The organism is Carnobacterium gallinarum DSM 4847 (assembly GCF_000744375.1).
Lineage (GTDB): Bacteria > Bacillota > Bacilli > Lactobacillales > Carnobacteriaceae > Carnobacterium > Carnobacterium gallinarum.
The window spans coordinates 321,942-336,532 of sequence record NZ_JQLU01000003.1 but is presented as its reverse complement, the minus strand read 5'-3'; the positions used below and the strand labels follow the sequence as shown (position 1 = coordinate 336,532).

At 37.2% G+C, this 14,591-nt stretch carries 11 protein-coding genes and 1 other annotated feature; of the genes, 9 read left to right on the top strand and 2 right to left on the bottom strand.

The genetic code is table 11. The features are described from left to right. The first annotated feature begins 9 nt into the window (after window positions 1–9). Window positions 10–258: a binding site (T-box leader), on the top strand. Between the two features lie 88 nt (window positions 259–346). Continuing rightward, entirely contained in the window at window positions 347–2,764 is a 2,418-nt protein-coding gene (gene leuS, locus BR43_RS02510; protein WP_034559121.1) for a leucine--tRNA ligase, read from the top strand. A 136-nt stretch (window positions 2,765–2,900) separates the two neighbouring features. Here the strand turns inward: leuS and BR43_RS02505 are convergent, their stop codons facing one another. Next, window positions 2,901–3,440, bottom strand: coding sequence for a DUF1269 domain-containing protein (locus tag BR43_RS02505; RefSeq protein WP_034559119.1), 540 nt, complete (start codon window positions 3,438–3,440; stop codon window positions 2,901–2,903). A 342-nt stretch (window positions 3,441–3,782) separates the two neighbouring features. Between BR43_RS02505 and BR43_RS02500 the strand changes: the two genes are divergently transcribed. Continuing rightward, a complete protein-coding gene (locus BR43_RS02500) occupies window positions 3,783–6,122 on the top strand; it encodes a cation-translocating P-type ATPase (protein WP_034559116.1) in 2,340 nt (779 codons plus the stop codon). A gap of 125 nt (window positions 6,123–6,247) precedes the next feature. Here the strand turns inward: BR43_RS02500 and BR43_RS02495 are convergent, their stop codons facing one another. Further along, window positions 6,248–7,129, bottom strand: a complete 882-nt coding sequence (locus BR43_RS02495) for a LysR family transcriptional regulator (RefSeq protein WP_051933787.1) — start codon at window positions 7,127–7,129, stop codon at window positions 6,248–6,250. A gap of 117 nt (window positions 7,130–7,246) precedes the next feature. Here BR43_RS02495 and BR43_RS02490 point away from each other — a divergent pair, with 117 nt between their 5' ends. The 7 genes from BR43_RS02490 to BR43_RS02460 are packed head-to-tail and all read left to right on the top strand — an operon-like array spanning window position 7,247 to window position 14,496. Further along, window positions 7,247–8,170: an ACP S-malonyltransferase gene (locus BR43_RS02490; RefSeq protein WP_051933786.1), complete on the top strand. Its 924-nt coding sequence runs from the start codon at window positions 7,247–7,249 to the stop codon at window positions 8,168–8,170. Continuing rightward, entirely contained in the window at window positions 8,163–9,818 is a 1,656-nt protein-coding gene (gene mdcA / locus BR43_RS02485) for a malonate decarboxylase subunit alpha (RefSeq protein WP_034559114.1), read from the top strand. The genes BR43_RS02490 and mdcA overlap by 8 nt, the downstream gene beginning before the upstream one ends. Beyond that, entirely contained in the window at window positions 9,818–10,651 is an 834-nt protein-coding gene (locus BR43_RS02480) for a triphosphoribosyl-dephospho-CoA synthase (RefSeq protein WP_034559112.1), read from the top strand. Before mdcA ends, BR43_RS02480 begins: the two co-directional genes overlap by 1 nt. Before the next feature lie 33 nt (window positions 10,652–10,684). Beyond that, window positions 10,685–10,984: a malonate decarboxylase subunit delta gene (locus BR43_RS02475; protein ID WP_034559110.1), complete on the top strand. Its 300-nt coding sequence runs from the start codon at window positions 10,685–10,687 to the stop codon at window positions 10,982–10,984. After that, window positions 10,974–12,665, top strand: coding sequence for a biotin-independent malonate decarboxylase subunit beta (gene mdcD / locus BR43_RS02470; protein ID WP_034559108.1), 1,692 nt, complete (start codon window positions 10,974–10,976; stop codon window positions 12,663–12,665). The genes BR43_RS02475 and mdcD overlap by 11 nt, the downstream gene beginning before the upstream one ends. Next, complete coding sequence (locus BR43_RS02465) at window positions 12,656–13,381, top strand: malonate decarboxylase holo-ACP synthase (protein ID WP_034559106.1); 726 nt, start codon at window positions 12,656–12,658, stop codon at window positions 13,379–13,381. The genes mdcD and BR43_RS02465 overlap by 10 nt, the downstream gene beginning before the upstream one ends. A 2-nt stretch (window positions 13,382–13,383) precedes the next feature. After that, complete coding sequence (locus BR43_RS02460; RefSeq protein ID WP_051933785.1) at window positions 13,384–14,496, top strand: M42 family metallopeptidase; 1,113 nt, start codon at window positions 13,384–13,386, stop codon at window positions 14,494–14,496. The last annotated feature ends 95 nt before the right edge of the window (window positions 14,497–14,591 follow it).

Sequence of the window (14,591 nt, the reverse complement as noted above, 5' to 3'; positions counted from 1 at the left end):
CATTATCAGAAAAAGACAGTGATTAGGAATAGTAGTTAGGAATCTTTCGTAGAGAGTGCATGGGTGGTGAAAATGCATAGAGAGGAATAATGAACTCGCCTAAATAGTCGTTTTGTTGAACCTAAGAAGTCATTAGTAATAGACAAAAACGTAGCGCCTGCGTTAAAGGTATGAGGAGTCTATAGAAGGCAGCTTTATGCTATTTCTATGGAAAATATAGGTGGTACCACGAATTTTAATAGTTCATTCGTCCTATGAATACTAAAAATGCTTAGCGTTTTATTTAGTATTCATAGGACGATTTTTTATTTTGACTGAAATTATGAAAGAAGAGAGGAAGTACATCATGAGTTATAATCACAAGACGATTGAAAAAAAATGGCAAAAGTATTGGGCAAAAAATCATACGTTTAACACAACAGAAGATCCAAACAAGGAGAACTTTTATGCTTTAGATATGTTTCCTTATCCGTCTGGTCAAGGTCTACATGTTGGGCATCCAGAAGGGTATACAGCAACAGATATTTTAGCTCGTATGAAACGTTCGCAAGGATACAATGTTCTTCATCCAATGGGGTGGGATGCTTTTGGCTTACCAGCTGAGCAATATGCACTTGATACAGGAAACGATCCTGCTGAATTTACTAAACACAATATTGAGAATTTCCGTCGTCAAATCAATGCACTTGGTTTTAGCTATGATTGGAATCGTGAAATTAATACAACAGATCCACATTATTATAAATGGACGCAATGGATTTTCACTAAATTATATGAGCATGATTTGGCTTATGAAGCGGAAGTAGCTGTAAACTGGTGTCCAGCATTGGGAACAGTTTTGGCGAATGAAGAAGTCATTGATGGTAAAAGTGAACGTGGTGGATTCCCTGTTTTCCGTAAACCAATGAAACAGTGGATGTTAAGAATCACAGCCTATGCTGAGCGTTTGATTGATGATCTTGAAACGGTAGATTGGCCAGAAAGCATTAAAGAAATGCAACGCAATTGGATTGGAAAATCTGTTGGAGCAAATGTTACATTTAAAATTAAAGATACAGATAAAGAGTTTACAGTCTTTACAACACGTCCAGATACATTATTTGGAACGACTTTTGCAGTACTTGCACCAGAATTAGAATTGGTGACTGAAATTACAACTCCAGAACAAAAAGCTGCAGTTGATGCCTATATCCAAGAAGTTAGTTTGAAGACTGATTTGGATCGAACTGATTTGGCTAAAACAAAGACTGGTGTTTTCACAGGTGCTTACGCAATTAATCCTGTAAATGGTCAAGAAATGCCCATCTGGATTGCTGATTATGTTCTTTCGACATATGGAACGGGTGCAGTAATGGCTGTTCCAGCTCATGATGGACGGGATTATGAATTTGCTGAGACATTTGATTTGCCAATTACACCAGTCATTGAAGGTGGAGATATCACAAAAGAAGTCTATACAGGTGAAGGAGTTTACTTTAACTCTGGTTTCCTAGATGGAATTGATACAAAAACAGCAGCGATTGCTAAGATGAACGAATGGCTAGAAGAAAAAGGCTTTGGGAAGAAAGAAGTCACTTACCGTTTACGTGATTGGTTGTTCTCTCGTCAGCGTTATTGGGGTGAACCAATTCCTGTTATTCATTGGGAAGATGGGACTACAACAACGATTCCAGAAGCTGAGTTGCCATTATTGTTGCCAAAAACAGATGAAATCAAACCAAGTGGAACAGGTGAATCACCATTGGCTAATATTGCTGATTGGGTAAACGTTGTTGATCCTAAAACGGGACTAAAAGGTCGTCGTGAAACAAATACGATGCCACAATGGGCTGGTAGCTCATGGTACTTTGTACGTTTTGTTGATCCACATAACAAAAATGAAATTGCTAGCAAAGAAAAACTAGAAAAATGGCTGCCTGTTGATATCTATATCGGTGGAGCAGAACATGCGGTCTTGCATTTATTGTACGCCCGTTTCTGGCATAAATTCTTGTATGATATCGGCGTAGTTCCAACAAAAGAACCATTCCAAAAATTGTACAATCAAGGTATGATTCTTGGTGAAAACAATGAAAAAATGTCTAAATCAAAAGGCAATGTAGTCAATCCTGATGATGTTGTTGAAAAATATGGTGCAGATACACTTAGAATGTATGAAATGTTTATGGGACCTTTGGATTCAGCAATTGCATGGAGCGAAAATGGTCTTGAAGGCAGTCGTAAATTCTTAGATCGTGTATGGCGTTTGATTGTTGATGAAGATGGCAAATTACGTGATCGCATTACAACAATTAATGATGGTTCATTAGATCGTGTTTATCATCAAACGGTTAAAAAAGTTACAGATGATTATCAAAGTTTGCATTTTAATACAGCTATTTCGCAAATGATGGTTTTTGTAAATGAAGCTTATAAAGCAGATGCACTACCTGTAGATTATGTGGCTGGTCTAATTCAATTGTTAGCACCGATTGCTCCACATATGACAGAAGAAATCTGGGAAAAACTAGGACATGAAGGTGGGGTTAGTTATGTTAGCTGGCCAACTCATGAAGAAAGTTTCTTAGTAGAAGATGAAGTTGAAGTGATTTTCCAAGTAAATGGCAAACTAAAAGCTAAAGCTTTGGTACCAAAAGACATTAGCAAAGATGATATGGAAGATATTGCTATGAATGATGCAGCAGTGAAAGAAGCAATTGCTGGCAAAACAGTTCGTAAAGTCATTGCAGTACCTGGTAAATTAGTCAATATTGTTGCCAATTAATAAAGAAAAAGCTCTTTGCCAATATGGTCTGATGAGTTAAAGTGAAAAGGGCTGGTTGAATCATTTTATGATTCAATCAGCCCTTTTTTATTACAGAGTCAAATTAGCCAAGTATGCTAATTTGAAGTTTTTGGTTTTATTTACGATCAAACCAGCTTTTCTTTGCATGGTCTTCAACAGTTTCTTGAGTTTCTTTAGCAATTTCAATTTCTTTTTCAACATCTTCAACAGTGAGACGTGTAATACGACCTTCTAATTTTTGGAAGACTAACTCATTGATAAAGCGATTATCCTCTTCATCAGCAATCAAAATCAAACCAGTATCGCCCTCGTGAATCATATCTACAGTTTCTTCAAATACAGACATAGCTTCCTTGACTTCTTTAGCGTCTTGAACAGAACCAATAATACTTCCAGTGAACCAACCTAGTAGTACACCTAATGGACCGGCTAAAACTCCCACTAACATGCCAATTAAGCCGCCTTTCATATTTTTATCAGGACCATTGAAGTCAATAAATTCTTTTGGCTCTAATTGATGATTGGGTTGATGGACTAAAATAGCCATTTGTTCGCCTTTAATTTTCTTTTCTACATGTAACTTTTTAATCTCTGAAAAAGCTTGATAAGATTTACTTTCGGAATCAAAATTCATAATAATTACATTGTTACTCATTTTTTCACGCTCCATCTGCTTATTTCATTACCATTTAAGTATACTAGAAGGGGAAAGGTTCTGTCTAATTTTAAGTGTTTAAGAGGCTGAGAAAAAACTCATTCTTTTGACCGATAGTTCTTTTTTGAAAAATCAGCTAGAATAGGGAAATGATTGAAGGTTATAAAATTAGCTATAAAAACGTAGTGACTAAATTTTGTTCATTATTGTATATGGAATCATAAGTAAAAATTATAGAATTCTTTAAACAAAAAGTGGTATTGTTAAAGAGGTAAATGAGATTTTTTGAGAGAAGTAAGTGTCATCAGAGGCATTTATCAGATAGGGGGACAGTTGATTATTATGGAAGTGAAGGTTAAAAATAAAGGACTGTCGCAAAGTGAAGTTGAACAACGCCGTCAACGGGGAGAGGGTAACAAAAGTTTACCACCAATGACTAGAAGTTTTAAACGAATTTTCTTTGAGAATATTTGTACGTTGTTTAATTTAATTAATTTGATTATTGCAGGATTTATCGTCTATACAGGCAGCTACAAAAATTTGCTGTTTTTAGGTGTGATTATTACAAATACAGTGATTGGAATTGTGCAAGAAATTCGTGCAAAGCACAATATTGATAAGTTAAGTTTATTAAATCAAGCAAAAGTTCAAGTGATTCGTGATGGAGTTCAAATTCAAGTGGGCCAATCGGAATTAGTGAAGGATGATTTAATGTTGATTCGTCGTGGTGAGCAACTTTGCGTCGATGGCATCGTCATTAATACAGAAGGTTTGGAATTAGATGAATCTCAACTAACTGGGGAATCAGATCCAGTATATAAAACAGTTGGTTCAGAAGTATTATCTGGTAGTTATGTTGTCAGCGGAAATGCTCATGTGCAAGCAACGAAGGTTGGAACTGAAAGTTATTCAGCTAAAATTGCTTTAGAAGCGAAAACTGGAAAAGCAATTTATAGCGAATTAGTTAGAACGTTGCGAAAAATCATTAAAGGACTAACCTTTGCGATTATTCCAATCGGAGGATTGCTATTCTTCTCGAATTATATGGGAGGAACAGCGACGCTTAAACAAACGATTCTAGGAACATCCGCAGCAATTATTGGGATGATTCCAGAAGGTTTAATCTTAATTACGTCAATTGCGTTAGCGGTGGGTGTTATTAATTTGACGAAGCGGAATGTTTTAGTGAAAACGATGGGTTCAATTGAAACATTGGCTCGTGTTGATTTGCTTTGTTTAGATAAAACCGGAACGATTACAGATGGAAATTTAAAAGTTAAGGAAATAATGCCTTATGGGGCTATAAAAAAGGCTCAGTTAGAAGAAGTCATTAGCGCTTTAGTTGAGGGGTTACAAGATGATAATTCTACTAGTTTAGCCTTAAAACAAGCCGTAACTAATAATTTCCAATGGAATTTGACGCGGGCAGTGCCATTTTCATCTATTCGTAAATGGAGTGGGGCAACATTTGAAAATCAAGGCTCTTATATGATGGGAGCTCCAGAGTATTTATTTACAGAATTGCCATCAGAAGTACAACAAAAAATAAATCAAGCTAGTTTAGATGGTGAGCGGATTTTAGTATTTGCTAAAAGTAGTGAGGAAGTTAGTAGTCAAGGAGTTCCTGCTGATTTAACGTTCATTGGATTGGTTATTATGGAGGATACAATTCGACCAGAGGCGCCAGCAACATTAGCTTATTTCGCGCAACAAGGAGTCGAGGTCCGAATTATCTCAGGGGATAACCCTCAAACAGTTTCTCATATTGCTCAACGCGCAGGCGTCAAGGATGGCGAACGCTTTATTGACATGAGTAAATTAGTAGCGGGGGAAGATTTAACAGAGATTGCACAAAAGTATACAGTTTTTGGTCGAGTAAGCCCAGTACAAAAACGAGAATTAATTCAAGCTATGAAAAAAGCTGGACATACAGTTGGCATGACAGGTGATGGTGTTAATGATATTTTAGCTTTAAAAGAAGCAGATTGTAGTATTGCTATGGCTGAGGGTAGTGATGCAGCTAAAGGCGTATCTGATTTTGTCCTACTAGACTCTAATTTTGATTCAATGGTTGGTGTCGTAATGGAGGGACGTAGAGTAGTAAATAATATTCAGCGGGTAGCTTCGTTGTATTTAACGAAAACCGTTTATTCAGCAATTTTGGCAGCAATCTTTATCTTTGTACAGACTGCTTATCCATTTGAGCCAATCCAGTTGAGTCCAATTAGCTCACTAACTGTTGGAATTCCTTCCTTTTTCTTAGCCTTACGACCGAATTATAGTCAGATTAAAGGTGGATTTTTGAAAAATGTACTAAAACCGGCTTTTTCTGCAGGATTAACGGTTGTGATTTACACACTCATTATTTTAGGGTTGGCTCGTTGGTTTAATTTAGATTTTTCAATTTCTTCAACGTTAAGTGTTTTATTAGCTGGAACAGTTTGTTTTATTGCCTTAAGTTATGTTTCACGACCATTTGATCGTAAAATTATGGTGATGATTGGTAGTTTAGTTACCTTATTTTTAATCGCGTTTATTTTCTTTGGAAATCTATTCTCATTAGTCAGTCTTTTTAATCCACAAATTCTACTTTTCGGACTTCCTTTAATTGTTACAGTACCGTTTATTTATCACGGTATGCGTATATTAGTCACACGAATTGCAGATGGAAAATTTAACTAAATCAAAGAGGAGAAGGAAAAAGTAGCGATACTTATTGTTAAAGGAATCAACTATTTTTTTCTCAACTTAGGAATATCGAAATAGCGTGAAATATAACTAGGAAATAGTTATGTTTCACGCTATTTTTAATAAATAGATAGTTTTGTTCGTTCTAACCCACTAAAGAAGCTTTTTATTTCATTGATAATTATTCGATTGATGCCAGTCATCTCTAACTCTTTAGGCCAACATAAATAAATAGTTCGATGAGGAGGGGTTTCTGAAAAATGCAATAAACGAATTTTGTCTGTATGCAAGGTTTGCCAAAGAATGGAAGGAATAATTCCGATGCCTAAGCCAGCTTCGATAAGCCCTCTAACCGTTGCGGGATCATCACTTTCATAAATATAGTGTCCTTTAAACTCATTTTCCTTGAAATAGGTATCGACAGTTCGTCGCAATGCCTTTGCAGTTGTTAGACCGATAAATTCTTCATTGGTTAGTTCTTTTAGTTGAATAATTTTTTTTGCACTTAGATGATGGTTAATTGGAACGCCTAAATAGAATTCTTCAGATAATAAAAAGAGCTTTTCGTCATTGGGTTGTGGCTCGGTTGTAATAGCAAAATCATAGTTCAATAAGCCATCATGATTGTGCTGCATTAAATTAAGACGGACTTCAGGATGATTCTGCTTAAAAATCTGAACAAGGTTAGGTAAAGCAGGAGAACCGACGGGCATGTATAAAGAGATGCTGTTGGTTTCTTGTTGCTTTAATTCTAAAATGGCTTGTTTTCCTTGTTCCAGTGAGTTGAGGCTTTCATTTAAATAACTTAAAAAGACATAGCCAAATTTATTTAATTGTATGGTTCGTCCTTGACGATCAAATAATTTTACATCCAATTCAGCTTCTAATTGGGCAATTGCTTTACTTAATGCAGGCTGAGAAATAAACAATGCAGCAGCAGCTTTTGTCATGTTTTCAAAATTTGCAGCTGTTTGAAAATAGGTAAGTTGAAGTAAGTTCATGGGATTAACTCCTTATAACCATTTAGTTATGAATGAATGGTTTATTTATATTGTTCATTGTAACAAAAAAAGGCTAAAATAAACAGTGAAGACAATGGAGCGAAATGAGGTGAGCAGATGGAATTGACTTTTACCTTTCCAGGGCAAGGCAGTCAGTATAAAGGAATGCTTCAACAACTACCGAAGCAGCAGCTTGATTTGGTTGCTGATTTAACAGGCTTTCAACTGCAAGATACAGAGGATACGTATCACTCAATTGTTGGAATTCAATTAGCTTTATTAAGTATTGAAACGCATTATGGGCGTCAGTTAAAAGCAGCAGGATTTCATCCAAAACAAGTAGCTGGACATTCGATTGGGGCATTTAGTGGAGCTGTTTTAGCTGAGGCTATTTCATTAGAGGCGGCTATTTTAATTGTTTATCAACGCGCTACTTTAATGGCACAAGCATACCCACAAGATTATGGGATGGGAGTCGTTACGGGCTTGTTCCAAGAAGAGTTAAGCCCTTTAGTTCAACAAATACATTCATTGAAGATGCCCGTTTATCTATCTAATCAGAATGCACCACAACAAATTGCCTTATCAGGTTATTTACCTGCGATTGATGCGGTTTTAGCGTTAGCTAAAGCTAATGGGGCCGCCAAAGCCATTCGATTAAACGTTCCGGTTCCCTCTCATTGTCCATTAATGCAAGAGGTTGCTGATGAGTTATTAAAAGAGATAAAAAAAATAACTATAAAGGACCCAAATTGTTTATATTTAGCCAATCATACTGGCAGAGGAGTCCGTCAAGCGCACTTAGTAGCGGAGGATTTGGTTCAAAATATTGTGTATCCCGTAAAATGGTCGGAAATGATGCAAGCTTCAAAGGAACATGGGTATGGTCCACAAGTAAAAGTTGAGCTGCCGCCTGGACAGACCTTGACTAAGTTAGGGGAAACAAGTGAATCGAATGTTCGGTGGATCTCGATGGATCGATTAGGATTGGAAGGAACGAGTTATTTATTAACGAAATGGAAGGAGCAAGAAAATGACTAAAATACAGCGTTCATGGACACAAAATCGAGATAAAAAAAATGAAAAGCTAGCAAAAATCGCAAAATTTCGTCTAGAGAAAGGCAGTAAATTTGTTGCAACCGAAGATATTATTCAAGTGTTAGAAGAATTAATTGATTCTGGTTCAAAGGTTATTTTAGAAGGAGATAATCAAAAGCAGGCTAGCTTTCTTTCGCAAAGTTTACTGCAAGTTAACCCCTCTAGAGTAGCAAATCTCCATATGATTATGTCTAGTATCTCTCGTCCAGAGCATTTAGATATATTTGAAAAGGGAATTGCTGAAAAAATTGATTTTTCTTATGCTGGTTCTCAAAGTTTACGTGTGTCTCAGATGTTAGCGGATGGGCAATTAAAAATAGGTGATATTCATACGTATTTGGAATTATATGGGCGTTTATTTGTGGATCTAATTCCTGATATTGCGCTAGTTGCTGCAGATAAAGCAGATTATCAAGGGAATTTATATACAGGTTTTAATACGGAGGAAACACCTACTATTGTTGAAGCAGCAGCCTTTAAAGATGGAATTGTAATTGTTCAGGTCAACGAGATTGTAGCGGAGCTGCCACGAGTAGATATTCCAGCATCGTGGGTTGATGTTGTCGTGCAAGCGGATAAACCCTACCAATTAGAAGCTTTATTTACTCGGGACCCACAAAATATAACTGAGTTACAAATTCTAATGGGAATGATGGCGATTAAAGGGATTTATCAAAAGCATCAAGTTCAATCCCTCAATCATGGCATCGGCTATAATACAGCAGCAATTGAACTATTGCTACCAACTTATGGTGAACAGTTAGGTTTAAGAGGGAAGATTGCAAAAAATTGGACATTAAATCCGCATCCTACTATGATTCCGGCAATTGAAAGTGGGTGGGTTGAAAGCATTCATAGTTTTGGTGGAGAAGTTGGGATGGAGCGCTATATATCGGCTCGACCAGATATTTTCTTTGTAGGAGCAGATGGAAGTATGCGTTCTAATCGAGCTTTGAGCCAAGTAGCAGGTCAGTATGCGATTGATATGTTTATTGGATCTACTTTGCAAATTGATCAGTTTGGGAATTCATCTACGGTTACGAATGGACGTTTATCAGGATTTGGCGGAGCACCGAACATGGGGCATAATCCAGGTGGACGCAGACACGCAACGCCTGCTTGGCTGGATTTGAAAGATCAAACGGATCCTATGGCAAAAGGACGTAAGTTAGTTGTACAAATGGTAGAAACGTATGGTTCAAATAAGAAGCCAGTCTTTGTTGATTCGTTAGATGCGCTGAAAGTTCAACAAGAGGCTGAGTTGGCTAATGTACCTGTAATGATTTACAGTGAAGATACATCGCATATTGTTACAGAAGAAGGAATTGCGTATTTGTACAAGACGTCAAGTATGGAGGAGCGGAAACAAGCTATTTCAGCGATTGCAGGCGTTACTCCAATTGGATTACGAAGCAATGTAGCTCAATTAAATGCATTGAGAAGTCGAGGAATTGTCGCCTTACCGGAAGATATAGGCGTTGCTCGTGGTGAAGCGAAGCGCTCTTTATTAGCTGCCCAAACGATCGATGACTTAGTTGAATGGTCAGATGGTTTGTATCAGCCACCTGCTAAATTCAGGAGTTGGTCGTAATGGAACTAGCGACTTTTGCTCCAAATGATAGCTCATTAAAAGCTAACCAATTAGCACAACGAGCTGTTGCTGCATTAAAAAGAGAAGCTGAGTTTACTCCAAAGCCGGGTTTAGTGGATGGACGAGGAAATGGCGCTCATGAAGATATGGATTTAGAGCTATTAATGAAGTCTGCTGATAGTTTATATTCAACTTTTTTAGAAATTGCACAGGTATCACATCAACATCCTATCAATCAAGAGCTACGAGAAAAAATTGCTATGATTGGACGTCAAGGTGAAGCTAAGATGTTGACGGCTACCAATGGAGTCAATACTCATAAAGGGGCTATTTGGATAATTGGATTATTGGTGAGTGTTATTGCTAGTAATGGAAATAGAGAAAATCCAATGGTGAGTTTAAGTTTAGCTGGTGAATTAGCCAGTTATCCAGATCGATATCAACCTATGAAAAAAATTATTAGTAATGGAGAAAAAGTTAGTGCCGAATATGGTGTAATGGGGGCGTTAATGGAGGCACAGCAAGGTTTCCCTCATATGAAAAAAGGTTTAGCCTATGCGTTACGGCACAAAAATGCAGATAGATTAGATGAAATAGAAAAGCTAACGGTTTTTTTACTAGTAGTATCAGTGGTTGAGGATACGTGCATCTTGCATCGAGGAACTTGGCAAGATTTAATAAAGATTCAAGATTTGGCTAAACAAGCCTTACAAGCTCCTTTACCGAATCTTCCATTTATTCAATTAGACACTTATTGCCGCAAGCACCGCCTTTCACCTGGTGGTAGCGCAGATTTATTTGCAGCCATTTTATTTTTAGTTGAAGGGACGTAAATGAGTTAGCTTTAGAGAAGGAGGAATTCTATTTTGGAAAAATTATCATTTTCATATCAAACGAACCAAAAGATTCATCAGCCAATTCATATTGGAGTGGTGGCATCAGGTGATTTAGAAATTATTATGCGCCCCATTGATGGAACTGAGACGACTGTACTTGTTACAACAGGAAGTGACGGTTTCCAAGAAGTTTGGCAAAATGTTCTTGATCGTTTTTTTCAACGATATCCCGTTTCAGCAGCTATTAAAATTAATGATTTTGGTGCGACTCCAGGAGTGGTGAATTTGCGATTAACACAAGCGTTGGAGGTACTTAATCATGAAAAATAGCTTTGTTGAATTACGTGCTAGAGAGCGAGGATATGCCTTGTTGGATCAGGGGACGGGGAGAGAATTAGTGGGTCCATTTGATGAAATGATTTCTCCACATCTTGAACCGCAAAATATAGTTCCTGAAAGTGATGATGGAATTGTTTTGCTAAAAGGGAAACTTGCTGGTAACTCAGTGTTGGTGATTTCGATTGAAGGAACCTTTCAAGGTGGTGGCATTGGAGAAGTGGGTGGTGCTAAGATTGTAGCTGCCTTAGAGAACGTTCTAAAAGACAATCAAAGTGGAACGAGAATTTATCCGATTCTAATTTTAGATACTGGCGGAGTTCGTTTGCAAGAAGCTAATTATGGATTATTGTCGATTTCTGAGATTGGCAATGTTATTGTAGCTTTAAAAAAATATGTTCCGGTTATTGGAATTATTCCTGGTTTAGTTGGTTCTTTTGGAGGAATGTCAATAACAGCGGCTTTAATGTCTCATTTGATTGCAACAAAAAAAGCCCGAATAGGTTTAAATGGACCTGAAGTGATTGAACAAGAAGCTGGTGTGATGGAATTTGATGCTAGTGATAAAGAAATGATTTGGAGTACTATTGGCGCTAGACAACGATTGGCAACAGATTTAATTGATGAGTTGGTTGCAGATAATTGTGAAGCAATTAAAAAGGCCGTCTTCAATGGAATTAATGAAGAAAAAGACTCAAAAAGAACAGATAAGGCAGCTACTTATTTGAATCTATTGTCTCAACTAAACTTTACACAGACTATGACACCCGAAAGCTATCAAAAACAAATTGAGGAACATAGGCGATCAAAAGCTGTAGTGATTCCTGAGGCACAAGAAGGGGATTCTAATAAAAAAACTTCTTTAGGTAGCCGAGGAGGAAGTTGGTTTGCTGCATTAACTGGACTTAAATGGCCAATTAATCAAGAGTATCCAACATTGTTGTATAAAAATAGCATTATTGAAAACCAAAAAGTAGCGTATATTTCCGTAGTTCCTAATGTATCCAATTCAATGCCACGTGTCAGAAATGGCGAAGTTGGATTAGTTGAAGGTTTTGGACTAGCAACAATTGTGCATCAAATCATCACAGAAGATCAAACTCAAGTAGAAAAACGTCCAATTGTTGCTATTATTGATGTACCTAGTCAAGCTTATGGGTATAAGGAAGAGTTAATTGGGATTCATTTGGCTTTGGCTTCAAGTGCGGCTGCTTACGCTAAAGCTCGCCAAATGGGTCATCCAGTGATTGGTGTAATCGTAGGTAATGCGATTTCAGGAGCATTCTTGGCTCATGGTTTACAAGCGAACCGTTTAATTGCCTTGAATGATGCGAAAATCAATGTTCAAGCGATGTCTAAAGCAAGTGCTGCGCGAATTACCCATCGTTCCGTTGAAGAATTAGAATTAGCAACTAGCAAAGTTCCAGCAATGGCTTATGATATTCAAAATTTTGCTAAGTTAGGAGCCTTATATCGATTAGTAGATGGCATTAATGGAGATAAGCCAACAATTGAGGAACAACAAATGATGCAAGGAATTATTCTGCAGGCTATAGAAAGTACAAAAAATGCTCCAACGGATCTAAGTTACCGGTACCAGACAGAAGCTGCTAAAACAACTGGGCGAGTGGCAACCATAAAAGTTCGCCAGTTGGTAGATAAGCAATGGGAGTAGCAAGCTTAAGTACCCGGCCTCATGATTTAATTCAACTAAAACCTGGCAACCAATTGATTTATTCGCTAGATACGCCTATTCCAGACTGGATAGATGATTCTCTAATCAAGTTTCCTTTTGTAGTTGTTAGGAGACAACGAGAGTTACCTTGTGGAACAACGTTATCTGCTTCACAATTAATGAAATTGGTTCCAGTTGGGATTCGTGGAGTAGAACGCAGTCAGCGATATGGTGCATGGTTGCAGTTGGGATCCGCAATGAACGAAAACATCATTCAACCAGAAGCTTTAGTTAGGCAGCGTAGCTGGGAGCATTTGCCATTCAGCAGGCAACAATTGCCAGTCATCCAAGCATTAAAGCAAGTAGAACCAAGAATGAATCAGGAGTTTACAAAATGGGGACCAACTGGAAGTACAGGTTTTGAATTAGCTACGAGGTTAGTGACTATTAAAGAAACTAGTGACTTAGATATGGTTCTACGTTTGAATCATGAATATCCATATAAAAATGCACGAGATCTAGTGAATGAATTGAAAAAGTTACCTGTACATTGCGATATTCAAGTGGAAACAAGCTATGGCAGTTTTGCTTTGGAAGAATATGCAACAAATAAAGGCAGAAAATTACTGCTTAAGACAAATCATGGACCAATTTTAGTTGGAAATCCTTGGAAAGTTAGTCAATTAGAGATGCAAAAATTAAAAGGAGTGGAATAAATATGCCAGTAACAATTAAAGAAAAATTACGTGAGAATTTAAAAATACTTAGTCAATTAAATGGTGGCTCGGGACAAGAAGAAAATCTAATTCGTTTTATTTATCGTGAAGTGAAACCGTATATAGACTCAATCGAAATCGACTGTAATGGCAATATTATTACAACTAAGGTTGGGGAACAGGCTGGACCTAGTTTAATGTTGATGGCTCATATGGATGAAGTCGGTTTAGTGGTCAAGAGTATTCTCGAAGATGGTTTTTTATTAGTTGATAAAGTTGGTGGTGTACCGGATAATTTGTTGTTAGGTCGTAAAGTATCTGTTGGAAAACAAAATATTCCAGGCATTATTGGAACGAAACCAGGACATTTGCAAACACCTGCAGAAGCTAGCCGTGTTCCTTCTATTACTGATTGCTATATAGATTTAGCTTTGCCGAATCGCAAAGCAGTAGAAGATCTGGGAATAACAATTGGCGACCAAATTATTTGGCAAAGTGAATTTATGGAAATGAGTGATCCTGACTTTATTGCGACGAAGGCAGTGGATGATCGGATCAATTGTGGTATTTTGATTGAATTAATCAAAAATTTGAAAAAAACTGATTTTAATGGAACACTAAAAGCAATTTTTTCAGTTCGAGAAGAAGCGGGTTTGTATGGAGCAGCAACGGCGGGACATGCTCATCCAACAGATTATGCTTTAGTTTTAGATACAATTCCAGCTGGTGATACTCCAGAAATCAACACAGAAAAAGAATTGCCTATTCGTCTTGGACAAGGACCAGGGTTCCCGATTGCAGATGGTGCCCATCCAGTTTTCTTTAGTTTTGTTCATCCGGCAGTTCGTCGTTTGGTTGAAGCACAGGCTAAAAAAATAAATGTTTCCTTACAAAAATGTACAATTCTTAGTGGTGCTTATACAACTGATGCAGCTAAATTAGCTGTTACTGGAAGTGGGATTCCGACAGCAACCTTGTGTGTGCCGCGACGTTATTCTCATTCACCAGTTGAGTTAATGAATTTAAATGATGCGGTTGATTTGTACGAGTTAGTCGTTAGTATTATTCAAACAAATGGCAGTTATTCATTGAAATTTGTGGAAATTAATGAGTAAGTAGTTCTAATTTAAGGACAGTTTATCTAACTAAATTTGGTTAGAATAAACTGTTTTTATTTTTTCCTGAATAAAAAAGAAGTTCTTGAATGAAT

Bases quoted from the DNA above. Each gene is read 5' to 3' on its own strand.
- leuS (WP_034559121.1), top strand. From the start codon at position 347: ATGAGTTATAATCACAAGACGATTGAAAAAAAATGGCAAAAGTATTGG.
- BR43_RS02505 (WP_034559119.1), bottom strand. From the start codon at position 3,440: ATGAGTAACAATGTAATTATTATGAATTTTGATTCCGAAAGTAAATCT.
- BR43_RS02500 (WP_034559116.1), top strand. From the start codon at position 3,783: ATGGAAGTGAAGGTTAAAAATAAAGGACTGTCGCAAAGTGAAGTTGAA.
- BR43_RS02495 (WP_051933787.1), bottom strand. From the start codon at position 7,129: ATGAACTTACTTCAACTTACCTATTTTCAAACAGCTGCAAATTTTGAA.
- BR43_RS02490 (WP_051933786.1), top strand. From the start codon at position 7,247: ATGGAATTGACTTTTACCTTTCCAGGGCAAGGCAGTCAGTATAAAGGA.
- mdcA (WP_034559114.1), top strand. From the start codon at position 8,163: ATGACTAAAATACAGCGTTCATGGACACAAAATCGAGATAAAAAAAAT.
- BR43_RS02480 (WP_034559112.1), top strand. From the start codon at position 9,818: ATGGAACTAGCGACTTTTGCTCCAAATGATAGCTCATTAAAAGCTAAC.
- mdcD (WP_034559108.1), top strand. From the start codon at position 10,974: ATGAAAAATAGCTTTGTTGAATTACGTGCTAGAGAGCGAGGATATGCC.
- BR43_RS02465 (WP_034559106.1), top strand. From the start codon at position 12,656: ATGGGAGTAGCAAGCTTAAGTACCCGGCCTCATGATTTAATTCAACTA.
- BR43_RS02460 (WP_051933785.1), top strand. From the start codon at position 13,384: ATGCCAGTAACAATTAAAGAAAAATTACGTGAGAATTTAAAAATACTT.